The following is a 13,902-nucleotide window of genomic DNA, read 5'->3' on the forward strand; positions in this document are numbered from 1 at the left end:
GATGCCTACGCGCTCCGGGAAAACAGTTCACGGTAGGCGATCGGTGCGACGCCGACGCCTGCCATGTTGGCCAGCATCGTCGCCCAGGTCGCGTTGTCGACGGCGACCGGAAACGACCGCACGCGATTGGCAAGCAGCCAGAAGGAGCGCGTCATGCCGTCGCTCATCGCGACCTCGTAGCCGCCGCCCTGCAGCCAGTAGCCGACCGGCGGCAGCGCGACCGGCTCGAGGCGCCCGGCCCGGAACGCGGCGGCGGCCGACGCGTACTTGCCGTCGAGCGGCATGACCCGGCGCGGCACGCAGTCCTGCGAATCCGGTTTCGGGAAGGCCGGGCTCGTGCCGAGCCACAGACGGTAGAACGTTTCCGCGTCGAGATGCACGACGTAGCGCTCCGACTCGGCCGGCGTCGCCGCCATGTAGCAGTCGGCCTGGCCCGGAACGGTGACACGCCACATCGCGCGCTTCGCGCTCAGGTCGACCAGTTCGCTCGCCTGTGGACGCGGCCGGACGGGAGAGGCTCGTCCCGCGTCGTGCAGGTCGCGCGCGCGGTCGAGTCCGATACGAAGACGTGTCAGCATGGGCCCTCTCTTTCTCTCGTGACTTGTTCGAATGAGTCAGGGCAACGCACGGCGTGGCGCGCCGGCGGCCGGCCGGTGACGGGCGGTGCGGCATCGCGGCGCCGTCTCGACACGTGCGCCCGGTGTCCTGACGATCCCGATATGTTCGGGAACCCGCGCAGTGTATCGCCTTTCCGTGCCGGCACGAGCCGGGTCGGCGGTCGCCGGCACCGACGGATGCTCGCTGCGCAATTCGCGCACCGGACGCATCACGCGCCCGGACTCCGGGCAGCAACCTGTCTGGTTTCTCGTCCAGGAGGTCATCCATCCCGCAGGAACCCGAGCACCCGTGGACGCCCGTGCGCTTCGTATGTCATGCGCGCAAAAAATACCGTCAACCATTGAATCAATATTCATCGTCGATTAACTAAATACCGAAACAATCAAAAACAAAAACAACGGCACGCAAAATTCAATGAAATCGCATTCAAACAAAAAAATTATCGGGCCGGATTAATGATAAATTAATTCGATTGGCCTTCTTAAATCACAATAAATAGTCTGTGTTGTGCGCCGCAACACCGAAAATCAAAATCAACGAGATAACGGAGGCGCAGCACAAATTGTTTATTCGTGCTTTGTCGCAATGTTTCCACCTTACCAGGTCATCGTTGATTTCCAGGCACTCTGGAATCAGCAATCCGGAAAAACAGACATGTAGTTTCGGACGTGACCAACGTTGCCAAACCGCATTACTTCAGTCATTACCAAGGGAAAGACATGAAGAAGATTGCAACCGTGCTTTTTTCAGCCCTGATGCTCGCCTCCACGTGCGCTTCCGCACAGGCACTTTGCAAGGCCGGCAAGATCGACAAGATCGAAACCGACACCGCCGGCAACCTGATGGTGACCATCAACGACGGCGCCTATTTGTTCAGCGCCAAGGAAGTTTATTCAATTATTTACCAGGCATATTCGGAAAACAGAAACCTGTTTATCTATGGAAATAATTGTGCGAATGGTTCACCGGCAACCCGCTTTGCCATTCGATAATCAGCCTTAAAGCACTGACGATTATCCGTACGCGGAACCGGGGGCTGGATTGACATTTTCAATCCAGCCCCGTCGCGGGTTGCGGTGCCCGAACGGCGCTACATCACGCATTCGTGCCCGCTACCCGATCATTGCCCTACTCTTTCCATCCCGGCAAGCCCGGTACTGAACCGCATCGCGGCGGCAGTCGCACGCAATCAGCGATCCAGCAAACGCCCCAATCGCATCATCGTGACGTTCACGCCGAGATGGCGCATCGACGGCTGCACGATCACGCAGTTGTCGTACGACGTGACGATCACGGCGTCGCCATCGCGCGCGATCGCGGCGAAGTGCTGGCCCGTCTCGATCAGCAGCGCATTCTTCGCGCTCGCGGGATCGCCGAAGCCGCCGTAGTCGCGCAACCGTCTCGTCGTACCAGTCGGGGAAGAAGGTCGCCGACAGCGTGCGGCCGGTCGCGATCCGGAGGTTGTTCTCCAGCGCCGACGACGCTTCCTGCAGTTGCGTGCGCGCGCCGTGCAGGATGTCGAGCGCGTTCGACGCGGCATCGAAGAAGACGGTGCCGGCCGCCGTCAGTTCGAGCGGCTTCGTGCGCGAGATCAGCCGCGTGCCGACCCATTCCTCGAGCGAACGGATGCGGCGGCCGTACGCCGGATGCGTGACGAACCGGTTCTCCGCTGCCCGCGTGAAGCTGCGCGTGCGCGCGAGTTCGATGAGTCTCCGAGCCATTTCAGTTGCATGGCTGAGCTTCTGGGCGGGCGGTGAGGTGCCGCGCGGGGCGCCCGATCCGCATGCGCTGCGAAGCGGCTGGCCGGCGTCGGGCGGGCGGTGCCCGATCCTACAGCACTTGCGGCGCCGCGCGCAGCACGGTGCGCAGCGCGGTATCGAACGGCGTCGCGTGATCAATCCCGAGCTCGCGCACGCGCGCTGCGTCGAGATGGCAATCGTACGGGCGCGGCGTCGCGTCGGTCGGCTTGTCGATCGGCGCGAGCGATGCCGTGATGCCGAGCGCGGCCGCGATCCGCTGCGCGATCTCGTACTTCGTCATCGGCTCCTCGCCCGACCAGTGACGGATGCCCGTGACGGGCGAGCCCGCGAGATGACGCAGCGTCAGGTCGCGGATGACTTCCGCGACGTCCGGCGTGTAGGTCGGGTAACGGATCGCCCATGCGTCCATGCCGACCGCGTCGGCACCCGGGCGCGCGGAAGCGACGATCGCCGGGACCAGGCTCGTGACGGCCGATTCGCTCCAGTCGGTGATCGGGCCGTAGAGCAACGGCAGGCGCAGCACGCACGACAGCGGCGACGCGGCGAGGAGCGCGGCCTCGCCTTCCAGTTTGGTGCGGCCGTAGATGTTCAGCGGATTCGGGGTGGCGTCTTCGCTGTAGGGGGCCGCCTTGCCGTCGAACACGTAGTCGGTTGAAATGCCGAGTGTCCACGCGCCATGGCGCGCGGCGAGCGCGCCGATGCGGGCCGGGGCGGTGACGTTGATCGCGCGTGCGGTGGCAGGGTCGCGTTCGCAGACGTCGGGACGGCGTTCGGCCGCGCAGATGATGACGGCGGCGGGCTGGCGGGTTTCGAAGAGGTGTTCGAGGGACGGTTGGTCGAGGGCGTCGAGTTGGGCGATATTTTCCGGTGGCAATGCGAGAAGTTTTGCGCCTGCGCTTTGCGGGTTCCGGATGGTCGCGATGAGCGTCAGCGACGATTCGCGGGCCAGGGACGCGGCAACCGCGCGGCCGAGCAGGCCAGAGGCGCCGATGAGGAGGATGTTCGGGTGCGGCACGATAGCCAACCATGAAAGAAAAACGGAGTGCCCCAATCTATACAAGATCAGGCCACCGCTGTCGACTCCCTACCCGTCATTTCAGGAACCGTGGGCAAACAGACGACCGATACCGAATACCCGCGTGAACAGCAGCCATAGCAACACCGCATCCAGCGCCAGCATCAGCACGACACCCATGGCGACGGACACGCTGTTGTCCGTCGCTTTCTTCTTCGGCTGCACGGTTGCATCATCCGGCGAAACCTGACATTGCGCGTCCACCTCCGCCGGCCAGCGCGGCAAGCGACTCATTCGCATTCCGATCCAGCGGAACAGGCCCGCTAGCGTCGTGACCGGTGCGAACAGGACCGCAAACGGCCCGAACATCTGCCACAGTCGGTGCACACCGTAAAGAAACGGCTCGCGGCGATTCTCGATAGGCAGCAGAAAATCCGGAACCGGCACGCTCGCCGGACCTTCCTCCATATAACGACGAAGGTATTCCCAGTGCGCAAGCAACGGTTCATCCTCCCGCATACCGTTCGGATGGACCGGTACGACAGCGCCGAGATAGAACGCGTGCGTCACCTGGCTGCTCGCGTCCGGCAAATAACCCAGCACCCCCCAGTTCAACCCACTCTTCTTCAGGCAGAACACCAGTTTGTCCCAATCCAGCGACCACACTCCGTCGGGGCCGTTGTGCTGGAACACATGAACCTTACGCGTGGACCGCACCAGCCGGATCGGCTTGTAGGTATAGCCCAGCATGTCCTGCTTCCATTGATAGCCTACCCAAATCAACAAGGGGAAGAACAATAGAAAAATCAGCAAGGCAACCAAAACAAGATGAAACGTTATCCCGTATCTTCCGAAACCGTAAAAAGGAATAGCCAGAAATGAAATAATCGGCAATTCAAACAATGAAAATACCATTCCACCGAAGCCACGCCGAGCGTACTGACTGTCGGCTACTTCCATGTAGGTTTCGTTACGTATGACTACCATGTCCAGCGAATCCGGAGGGCAATCTACTTTCGTTGGATTTGCCTTATTAAGCTCGTAAGCAAGCATCTCACCCGTTGGTGCCCAAGGATCCTTCGGTGGCAAACCAATGACCACTTCACGCCAGTAGCGCTTGTCAAACAACTGGCCCCAGTAAGCCTTCATCGACGATTCATCACTCATACCGACTATCCCGCTGTTGCTTTCCGGAAGTTATCCTGTTCCTCCGGACCATCCTGATAGCTGTTGGCCGGTCCCCACATGCAATTCCGCGTCCACGTCAATGTGGGCGGATCCTTGAAGATGTCGATCACCACGCTAACCACCAGAATGACCGCCGTCGCAATCCATGCTGGCGGGCCTAACGCCTCCACCTCGGCGCCGCTGATGATTGCAACTATCCACACACGCGTCAATGACACTGCGAGTACAACCTCCAAGCTACCTCGTACTGCATACAAGGAAAGCATCCCAAGCTCGTCGTTCTTGATTGCTTCCCATGCGTTCACGGCATCTGTACCCGCCGCAATCCACATCACGACAACACTCGCACCTGCACCGCCAACTTTTATATAGCGCAGAAAGCCTCCACCCAGACTCTTGGCCACCGGCCCCAGCAAAGGCAACCGCCGTACGCCGGCCGATTTGATGCCGGTGCTGACCAGTTCCAGCATGGCGCCCACCACACCAACCGTCGCAGCCCTGAACGCCCACGCCACACGCCCCTCCTCGCTCTTGAGAGCCGTACCCATCGCGTCCTGTGCGGTGGCCAGCCCCAGCGTCGAAAACACCATCGACACCGACGCCAGCATGCCGGGCGCCCGTGCATATCGCAGCACGGTGCCCATATAGCTGTTGACCGGAACCTTCGTGACGACCTCCGCGCCCGGCGCCTTCCCGAGCGACAGCAGGCGATCGGCCGCGACCTTGCCCTGCGCTTCGGAGGGCAGCCGGTACAACGCGATGCCTTGCCCGGCGACCGGCCGCTCGCCCGCGGCATTGCCGTGCGTAGCGGCCATGCTTGTCTTGCCTTTGGCCGTCCATTGCAGATCCTGGCCCGCACTCAACACGGTCTCCGTCCCCGACACCCAGACGTGGCTGCCGGGTGTCACGGCGGCGAGACCGTCCGCGCCGTGCGCAACGACATGCGGACGCGTCCATGCCGCGGCACTGCCGCTGCCGCCGCCGGCTTGGGCAGAAGCCCTGCCGTCGCGCGTCGCGGCAAGCGCCTTTTCGCTCCGCTGCAACCCGGCCACGGCGGCCGGTTGCGCCGACGCATCGGCCCCCGTCGCGAGCCCCGTTTCACCCGGCCCGGCGCCGACGCTCGCGGCGGGCAGCGCCGGTTCGGCACCTTGTGCACGCGCCGCCTCTGCGAGACCGTCGAGCAGTTGCCGGTTCTGCGTCAGCACCTGGCCCGACGCACTCGCATCCATCTGGCTGACGCCGCGCGCAGCACTGACGAGCAGGCCCGAGCCGCCGCGCAATGCGGCGGCGGCATCGGTCGTCAACTCCATGCCGTAACCGCGATCGGCCTGCCGCTGGTTGTCCTGAATCTGCTTGAGATGCCCGAGCGTCAGCCCGCTGTTGTGGTCCGTCGTGTAAAGGCGCGCACTTGCCTCGCCGGCGGTGTCGTCGAGCAGGAACTGGCGATAGCCGCCCGTACCTTGCTGGCTCAGTTTCAGGTCCTGCGTCTTGATGCCAGTCAGCGCCGCGGGATGACCATTGCCTGCAAACCACGCGGCCGCGTTGCCGGTACTGGTGGCCGGACCGCCGGCTTGCGCATTGTGCTGCGCATCGGCATTGCCCTGACCGTTGTACAGCGAACCCACCACCACCGGCCGGTCCGGTTGTCCTTCGAGCCATTCGGTCCACACTTCCTGGCCAACGCGCGGCAGACTCACGCCGCCCCAGTTGTCGCCACCGACCGGCGTCAATACGCGCGTCCATGTGCCGGCGTTACGGTCGGCAGGCGCATTGGCCGCGTGCGGATGCTCCTCGAGACTGGCGGCCTTCTGCCCGCGCTGCGCATGGTGCTGAATCCGGACGCGATGATCGCGATCGGTGTGAACCGGATCGCCTGCGCGCACGACGATCGCCGTTTGCGCACCCTGTACGGCCGCCACGGGATGCGAACGCGCGCCGTGACCGCCTTCGACCAGCGGCCGGTACGTCTGGCCGGCCGGCAATGCGACGAAGCTGTTCGCATAAACCGCTTCGTTGCCCACGAGCGGCGCGGCATCGTGTGTCCCGCTTCCGAGCGCGGCGTGCAGCGCGTGGGCAACACCGTATTCGTTCGCATCGGTGTTCAGCATCGGCGGTATGTTGCCGAGCGTCTGCTCGATCGCGGCACGAACATCCGCATCGACGTTCGCACGCACGCTGTGCCGAACGTGCAGGCAGACAAGTGCGTCCGACACCTTCAGCGCCGGATGCCCGCTGATCGCGAAACGCATTCCCGGATGCAGCGCCATGAAGGTGCTGCGTCCTTCGCTGCACAGCGTGGCGACGCGTTGCGCATCAAGTTGCTGGCGCGCGCGCTGATCGCCGAGTGCCGCGGTCTGAAATGCATACGGGCCAGCGACGTCACGGTCTTCGCCGGCCATTGCAACGCCGTCGGCCTGCGCCCCGGTCGGCCGGGTCGACAACGTGCGGTGATCCCAGCTGGCGCGCGCGACCCGGCCGATACGCCAGCGACGCGCAGTCATGAAGTGCTGGATGCTGCCCGCCGGATCGCCATCGCTCGCCTGGTGAAAACCGATGATATCCGGCTTGTCCGGCGCGAAACGCTGGTTCGAATCGGCAAGCACGAGCGTGTGTGTGCCGAGGCTGGACGCGTGAGCGTCACCGACATGCTCGAACCAGTAGAAAATGCCCTCTTCCGCCCACAGCCGCTGCAGGAAATCGAAGTCGGATTCTCCTGCCTGGGTGGTCAGGCTGCGCTTGCGATATCTGGCGGGATCGGCCAGGGCCCAGCGCCACGCAGGTACCACGGCGCCCGCGGTGTAATAGCCGAAAATCTGCTCGCTGATGTCGAGCACGCTCGCGTTCTGGAAATTGTAGTGATCGACGCGTTGACGGAGCATCGCGAGCCAGGGCGCGACTTCGAGTCGAAAGCGGGCCAGCCCGCCGTTGAAGCCGATCCGCTCCGCCGCGATGACATGGCCATGAACCGGACGGCGCACGTCGCTGCCTTCCCGCGCGCGCCATTCGATCAGGATCGTCGCGCCGATCAGGCGTTCCAGCGGCAGCGCTGCATCAGCGGACAATGCCGTCAACTGGAACCGGTAGCCGCCGTGATCGACCGCCTCCCACCCGTGAAGACTTTCGGCGACCAGCGCGTTCGCGCCCAGCGACGTGGTGACCCATAGAAACCGGTCGTACTGCGACCAGCCCTCGGCGAGTTTTTTCAGAACGTCCATATTGGTCGAGATAAGTCCGTCAGTTGAAGAAGCGACGCGCTTGACGGGCACGCCATTTCTGCATCGCGGTCAACACGCGTTCCCGCGTGCCGTTCAGTGATCGACTGCACATGGATTCCGGCCACTCAGCGGCACGGCGATATGCACGCCACCACCGGGCCGCCTGAGCGTACAGAACGCCGCGCTATAAACCGGGCCGGCATCCCCGCCCGGAATGATCGATATGTAGTAAGTCCGGTTGAGATCAAGCGGCCTGGGCGGCGTACGGACGATCGCGCCCTTCACCGCCTGTCCATACACAAGACATTCGCCACGCTTCAGGTAGACAGGCTGGGCCTCGGCCGGCATGTCGAACCACCAGTAAGTCACATCGGGACTTGCCGGACCCGTTGGCCTTGCGACGCCGACCGTGCGGATCTGAATGACGCTCTCGGCCCGCTCGTCGTTCATGGGCAGGCAGGCGGCGGGGTTCCCGTCGACCTGCTTGATTTCCAGTTCCACGGGCGCCTCCGACGTTGCCATCGCGCGTGACAGACACAACAGCCACGCGAGCAAACCGAACACGCTACTTCGGAAGATTGTCTGCATTCTTGGGATCCTCTAGGAGCGGTGCAAGCACGTGATCAAGCTCGTACGGCGTTCCGACATAGCCACGGTGAAGAACGGCGAAGGGCGCCTTGAGCACCTGGACCGCGTAATAATCCGCGACCAGATTGCCCTGCTGCTCCATGTTGTAATCGTGAAATAGCGCGCCTGGCGCGACGGTATATTCGTATGCGCTTTGTCCTCGAATGGTGACGGTCAGCGCATGCCATCGCACCGAATACCCTAGCTGGTATTGCCAGACATGAGTCATTTCGTGCATGAACAGGCTTCTTTTCCAGATATTCGGCCCGTTCATCGCCGAGAAATCATCGGCGTACTGATCGTCCAGGAAATACATTTTCCCGTTCGGGGTAACTGCGGTGTTCTTGCTCTGCAGGTTGAACCAGAAATAGCTCCCTTTGTGCACCCGCACCTTGTCGTAATCGATGCCGTCCTTGAAGACTGTCCTGGCCATTTCGATTTCGCCCGCAGTCAACAGCCGCTCATGGGCATCGATCTTCACCGTCTCTTCCGAACTCCCCACCTGAAACTCGTTCGTCTGCACGCCCTTGATCTTGATCACGACCGGCGCCGGCGCCGTGCCCGACGTGCGTCCGCAGCAATCGACGATCTGGGTCGGCGTCAGCAATGCGGACAGAATCCCCAGCGGGCTGGCCGACGCCACGCGTTCGGTCTTGCCCGCGTCGTCGGTCACCCCCGACGCCGTGGTGCCGTCGGCGAGCTTCAACTGATAGGCGACCTTCGACAACGGCACGCCGTCTTCGTTGACGAAATGCAACTGCTCGTCGTAAAGCGCAAGCGGCACGGGTACCGGCAGGGCCGGCAATACCGGTGACTGCGCGCCCGGCCCCATGAAGGGATGGGCACCCGCCTTGACGGCAAACGATCCGGGCGTCTCGACGAGGATGTCCGCGCCCTTGAGCGTAATCCTGCTCGGCCCTTGCTGAAGCACGATCGCATCCTTCGCCAGTACGTCGATCCTGTCGTCCGACGACGTGATGCGCACCGACTGGTCCGCGAGGATCTGCATCGACGACGCATGGGCCTCGACGCTGACCGGCCCGTGGCCGGCAACGGCCTTGATCCCGCCCGCAGCCGCGTACAGGCTCGCCGCATCGCCGGATGCACCGGCGATCGTTGCGCCGGCGGCCAGATGCGCATCGCCCTGCGAGGTCAGATGCACGTTTTGTTCCGCATAGGAAACCGCGCTGTTGCCGGTACTCATCACGACGTTTTGCGGCGACTCCAGCACGACCGCCGGCACCGCGAAGCGCTCGACCGGATCCGCGCTGCCACCTTGTCCGCCGGCAGCAGGTTTGGTCGCGCTCTGTCCATTCACCGCACCCGTGTACTTGCCGTCCTGCGCCGGATCGATCGCCTTCAGGAAATCCGCCTGCGCGGTGTTCGCCGTCAGCCGGCCGGCGGCCGCACGCGCCGCCGATTCGTCGAGCCCCTGTGCGGTATTCACCGCCTGCTTCAGCTGCGCAACGCTCTCGCCCAGATCCATTTGCGTCGAAGCCGCCTCCGTGCGCGCGGTGCCGGACACCAGCACACCCTCGCCCGCACGCACGACACCCCACCCCTCGGTCGCAAGGTCGAACCCTTCGCCACGGTAAGCACCGCGAACCGAGCCCTGCTGATCGATCAGATAGCCCAGTGCGAGCCGGCTGTTCGCGATGCTGTTGCCGAGTTCGTGACGCAACTGACCCGGCGAATCGTCCATCACCCAGCGGCTGCCCGCTGCTCCGTCGAGCATCTGCGTCTGCATGCCGGTCAGGACGCCCGCGTGATTCGCACTACTGCCTTCGCCAGCCGCAAACGGAGGTTGCACGCGGCCGCCGTAAAGCTGGCCCAGCACGACCGGCATGTCGATACTCCCCGAGTCGAAGCCGACCACCACTTCCGCGCCGATGCGCGGGGTAAAGCTGTGGCCGAAGTTCGGGCCCGCCGATTGTTCGGCAATGCGTGCGACCACGCCGGATCGGTGGTCGCCGGGCGCATGACCCTGCGGGTTCGACCGACTGGCCGTGTCGGTCAATCCGCCGGGCAGCGGTGCCGTGCCGCGCATCCACGGAAACTGCACGCGCACCTGATGATCCCGCGTGCTGCTCACCCGGTTCGACGGCTCGCCGACAACAGTCGCGGTCTGCACGCCCAGCACGATCGGCCGGTCGCGGTAAGGCGGCACGATCGGCACGCCGGGCGGTACGGCGACAAACCGGTTGCGATAAAGCCCCTGGTCCAGGTCGCCGTGCTCGAGCAACTGCGCAATATCGGCGCCGAGGTTGTTGACCGCCTCGTGCTCGAGCGTCAGCGGGACAAACGAAATCGTCTCGTCCGGATACCCGGTCAGCGTGTGGACCTTGCCGATCTCCAGCGTGCGCGACGAGCCTGCGCCGTAATGGATCCGCTTCGACAGGCGCAGCGCGTCGAGACGCTGCGACGCGTAGCGCTGTGCCTGGTCCGACGTCTCGAAGCGGCCGGCACGCTGCGCGTCCAGCACTTCGCGCACGGGTATGACGGGCGCATCGCGATCGGCCTCGCCCTGGGCATGCCCGGCGAGCGCGACGAGATTGCCCGCTTTCCAGCTCGTCGCGGTGACACGGTCCGGGACCAGTTGGTGACGCGTCGTGAAATAGGTCATCACGCCGTCGGGGTCGCCCACATCCTGCCGGTTGTATGCGACGGTGCTGCCTTTGCGCTGTTCGGCTCGCCGGTCGAACACGACGACCGTATGGTTGCCCGACGGCTTTTCGCCGGCGTCCTGCGCATGTTCGATACGAAACGACAAGCCGGCCTCGGACAACTGGCGCATCACGAAGTCGTAATCGGTTTCGCGATACTGGCCTCGCAGATCGAACGTGCGCAGCGGCTCCTTCAGTTCATAGCGTCGATGCGCCTCCGGATAATCGCCGAACACACGCTCGCAAATACCTTCGGTATCGAGGCCGACGAAATACAGGCAATTGCGGCGAAGCTGGAGAAGCTCGAGCCAGGACGCCATCGTCAGCCGGTAACGCGTGATCTCGCCATCGCTGTCGCTGTACGCGGCTCGCACGACGTACCCGTTCCAGCAGCGCTCGCCCGTGCCGGTCGCGAGACGCAGGCGGATCGCCGTGCCGAGCAGCGGATTCAGGTCGAGGAACGGTGCGCTCGACAACACGTCGATTTCGAACCGGAAGGACTCGTCCATCGCTTCCCGGCTATGGAAACGCTCGACCGCGAATGCGCCCGGCATCGCCGTATCGAGCTGGATCTGGCGAGTGGTTTGCGAATAGCCCTTCAATGCAGCAGCAATATCCATTCCGTCCTCTTGCATCACGCCGGCCGCCGTGCCCGTTCAAGGCCACGCGAATTCGATCAGTTGATCGCGTCGGCCTTCTTTCTGGCGACGCGCGCATTCGCCTCGTCGACCAGTTCCTGGATCGAGCTGTACGTCGGATTCCGGACTCCCGACTTTTCCTGCTTGCCTTTGCCGCGCAGGAACATCCATTCCGGCCATTGCCGGATGTGATCGAAGGCGCCCACGACAAACTCGCCGCACGGCGGAACGTGCAGTTCCTCGGCGGACTTTTCGCCGGCGAGATACGCGTCCGATTCCGGACCGAACACACGATCCTGACAGGACTCGTGCCAGAAAACCATGACCCGGCGTCGATCCGACTCGGGGAAATCGTCGAACACGAAACCTTCCTTCCGGTCGGAAACGGCCATGGTGCGCAGATTCCCCTGCGCATCGCGAATGCCGACTTTCCAGTGCGGATCGTCGTTCCGATCGTAGTCTTGCCACGGGTTGATCGCCTCCTGGAGCACCTCGCGGCTGCCATCGCGCTTCTCCAGTTCGAACACGACCGTGCTCTTCGGAAACGCCTCCGAATGTCCGAGCTTCGGGTTGCCCTTTATCTTGACGATGCCGTTCGCGGGAACGCGCACCTCGAGGCCATCCTTTGCATGGGCCGGCTCGACGACACCGTCGGGTTGATCGAACAATGCGACCACAGGACCGACATAGCCTTCCGGAATCACATAGATCAATGGCATGCGTCGACTCCTATCCAGTCCAAACACGATTGCAGCAAGCACCACGAGGGCGAGCAACACAACGTAGCGCCACCTGACGCGACGCCCCGACGACGACGGTGGCACTACTTCTTCCATAGCTTGGGATCCAGGTCTTCGCTATCGGGCGCGCGGCCCTCGTTGGGATTGCGATGAAGGTGATAGTCATTCCAGGCCTGAACGGTCGTGTCGCGGGTGGCGGGCGGTCGCTTGAAGCTGTCCCGCAGGCGCTGCCACACGGCACCCACGTCCTCGTACGCGGAAATATGCAGAGGCTGGCCCAGGCCGCCGCTCACGCCGTCGCCGATCTTGCCGAGCGGATCGGCCGGCCACGACACGACGTCCATGCCCGGCAGGATGACCGGCGGCCCGTCGCCCGGCAGGCCGGACCATTCCGACGGATCCTGGTCGCTCATATGACGCGTGGGCGTACCCGGCGCGGTCTTGATGTCGCGGATCGCCGGATAGTCGTCGCGCCGGTCGGGCGTGCCGCCAAGCGCCTGCGTGAAGATCCACAGCTTCGATCCGAAGTTGCCGTCGAGCGTCAGTTCCACCCGCAATACATTGGCGAACATGATGCGCTTGTTGTCACCGGCCAGATGGGTGGCGGGCGTGCCGATCCGCACATGGGTGCCGAGGAACAGCTTGTTGCCCGCGGGATCCTCGATAAAGGACTCGCAGCATGCCGTCGAGTTCGATCCATCGGCCGCCATGTGCCGGCTCGACGTAGGCGCGTAGCGCCTTCATCGACAGCGCGTCGCGCAGCATCGCAGTAAAGACCGGCGCGCCTTGCGTATAGTGTCGAACCGAATCCAGCTTCAGTTCGGCGATCGACACATGGGCGGACTGAATCTCGAACGCCAGCGAGATCAACGCCGTCGCACCCGCAGGCAGGCGCAAGGTTCTCGGCACGTCGGCAATGGAGCGGAACTGCGCCGCTGTCAGTTGCAAAGGCGAAAGCGTAACGTCATACGCAGTCCGGAACAGTATCTTGGTTCCGTGCAGCGGCCGGCTATACAACTGCGTCCCGCGCGGCACGGTCACGGTGGATGACATCTGCGCCGCCCTGCCGCTGTCCATCTCGAAGTGCGCGATGGAGCATGACGGAAACGGCCGCAGATAGTGCGGGTCCAGCGTCTCGAACAAGGCTTCGGTGAATTGCGGATAGTCGTCGTCGATGCTGCGGGCAGTCCGGGCGGCCATCAACGCGAATGACTCGACCAGACGCTCGACGTGCAGATCCATGCTGCCGCTGTCCATCCCGCCGGTGAGCGACAGGCGGCTTGCGATCTTCGGATAGTGCGCCGCAAATTCACGCACGTACTGCCGCAAGTAGGTAAGTTCCCGTTCGTAATATGACAGCAGGTCTTCCGGACTCATACGTCGTCATTCTCCGTCGGCAATACCTGAAGCAGACGATTCCTGCCAGGCGCTGAGCCGC

The 13,902-nt window shown here is 63.5% G+C and carries 8 protein-coding genes and 4 pseudogenes; 1 reads left to right on the plus strand and 11 read right to left on the minus strand.

Annotated elements, in window-relative coordinates:
* Positions 1–5: 5 nt before the first annotated feature.
* Positions 6–578 (minus strand): plasmid fertility inhibition factor family protein, encoded by a 573-nt coding sequence (locus tag BFF94_RS15730; protein WP_219139525.1) that lies wholly within the window; start codon positions 576–578, stop codon positions 6–8.
* A gap of 759 nt (positions 579–1,337) precedes the next feature.
* On the opposite strand from BFF94_RS15730, the gene BFF94_RS15735 reads away from it, so the two are divergent.
* A complete protein-coding gene (locus tag BFF94_RS15735; protein ID WP_128846993.1) occupies positions 1,338–1,610 on the plus strand; it encodes a hypothetical protein in 273 nt (90 codons plus the stop codon).
* A 197-nt stretch (positions 1,611–1,807) separates the two neighbouring features.
* On the opposite strand, the pseudogene BFF94_RS15740 reads toward BFF94_RS15735, so the two are convergent.
* The 10 genes and pseudogenes from BFF94_RS15740 to BFF94_RS15785 all read right to left on the minus strand — a co-directional run.
* A pseudogene (locus BFF94_RS15740) lies at positions 1,808–2,017 on the minus strand (succinylglutamate desuccinylase); the annotation flags it as partial.
* Positions 2,007–2,350: pseudogene (locus BFF94_RS15745) on the minus strand (LysR family transcriptional regulator); the annotation flags it as partial. The pseudogenes BFF94_RS15740 and BFF94_RS15745, both read right to left, overlap by 11 nt.
* Positions 2,351–2,448: 98 nt before the next feature.
* The gene (locus BFF94_RS15750; protein WP_128846996.1) at positions 2,449–3,393 is read right to left on the minus strand and encodes a dTDP-4-dehydrorhamnose reductase family protein; all 945 of its coding nucleotides are present in this window, start codon (positions 3,391–3,393) and stop codon (positions 2,449–2,451) included.
* 81 nt (positions 3,394–3,474) lie between these two features.
* Positions 3,475–4,560: a DUF6708 domain-containing protein gene (locus tag BFF94_RS15755; protein WP_128846999.1), complete on the minus strand. Its 1,086-nt coding sequence runs from the start codon at positions 4,558–4,560 to the stop codon at positions 3,475–3,477.
* Positions 4,561–5,249: 689 nt separating this feature from the next.
* Positions 5,250–7,808, minus strand: a pseudogene (locus BFF94_RS15760) (type VI secretion system Vgr family protein); the annotation flags it as partial.
* An 81-nt stretch (positions 7,809–7,889) separates the two neighbouring features.
* Complete coding sequence (locus BFF94_RS15765) at positions 7,890–8,384, minus strand: hypothetical protein (protein WP_128847001.1); 495 nt, start codon at positions 8,382–8,384, stop codon at positions 7,890–7,892.
* A complete protein-coding gene (locus BFF94_RS15770; RefSeq protein ID WP_128847004.1) occupies positions 8,362–11,706 on the minus strand; it encodes a type VI secretion system Vgr family protein in 3,345 nt (1,114 codons plus the stop codon). Before BFF94_RS15770 ends, BFF94_RS15765 begins: the two co-directional genes overlap by 23 nt.
* 56 nt (positions 11,707–11,762) lie before the next feature.
* Complete coding sequence (locus BFF94_RS15775; protein ID WP_128847031.1) at positions 11,763–12,443, minus strand: hypothetical protein; 681 nt, start codon at positions 12,441–12,443, stop codon at positions 11,763–11,765.
* A 104-nt stretch (positions 12,444–12,547) separates the two neighbouring features.
* Positions 12,548–13,174, minus strand: coding sequence for a hypothetical protein (locus tag BFF94_RS15780; protein ID WP_443627104.1), 627 nt, complete (start codon positions 13,172–13,174; stop codon positions 12,548–12,550).
* A pseudogene (locus BFF94_RS15785) lies at positions 13,149–13,841 on the minus strand (type VI secretion system baseplate subunit TssF); the annotation flags it as partial. The gene BFF94_RS15780 and the pseudogene BFF94_RS15785, both read right to left, overlap by 26 nt.
* Positions 13,842–13,902: the final 61 nt, after the last annotated feature.

The organism is Burkholderia catarinensis (assembly GCF_001883705.2).
Taxonomy (GTDB): Bacteria; Pseudomonadota; Gammaproteobacteria; order Burkholderiales; family Burkholderiaceae; genus Burkholderia; species Burkholderia catarinensis.

Excerpts from the sequence above, each read along its gene's own strand:
- BFF94_RS15765 (WP_128847001.1), bottom strand. The coding sequence starts at position 8,384 with ATGCAGACAATCTTCCGAAGTAGCGTGTTCGGTTTGCTCGCGTGGCTG.
- BFF94_RS15775 (WP_128847031.1), bottom strand. The coding sequence starts at position 12,443 with ATGCCATTGATCTATGTGATTCCGGAAGGCTATGTCGGTCCTGTGGTC.
- BFF94_RS15780 (WP_443627104.1), bottom strand. The coding sequence starts at position 13,174 with ATGGCGGCCGATGGATCGAACTCGACGGCATGCTGCGAGTCCTTTATC.
- BFF94_RS15770 (WP_128847004.1), bottom strand. The coding sequence starts at position 11,706 with ATGGATATTGCTGCTGCATTGAAGGGCTATTCGCAAACCACTCGCCAG.
- BFF94_RS15735 (WP_128846993.1), top strand. The coding sequence starts at position 1,338 with ATGAAGAAGATTGCAACCGTGCTTTTTTCAGCCCTGATGCTCGCCTCC.
- BFF94_RS15755 (WP_128846999.1), bottom strand. The coding sequence starts at position 4,560 with ATGAGTGATGAATCGTCGATGAAGGCTTACTGGGGCCAGTTGTTTGAC.
- BFF94_RS15730 (WP_219139525.1), bottom strand. The coding sequence starts at position 578 with ATGCTGACACGTCTTCGTATCGGACTCGACCGCGCGCGCGACCTGCAC.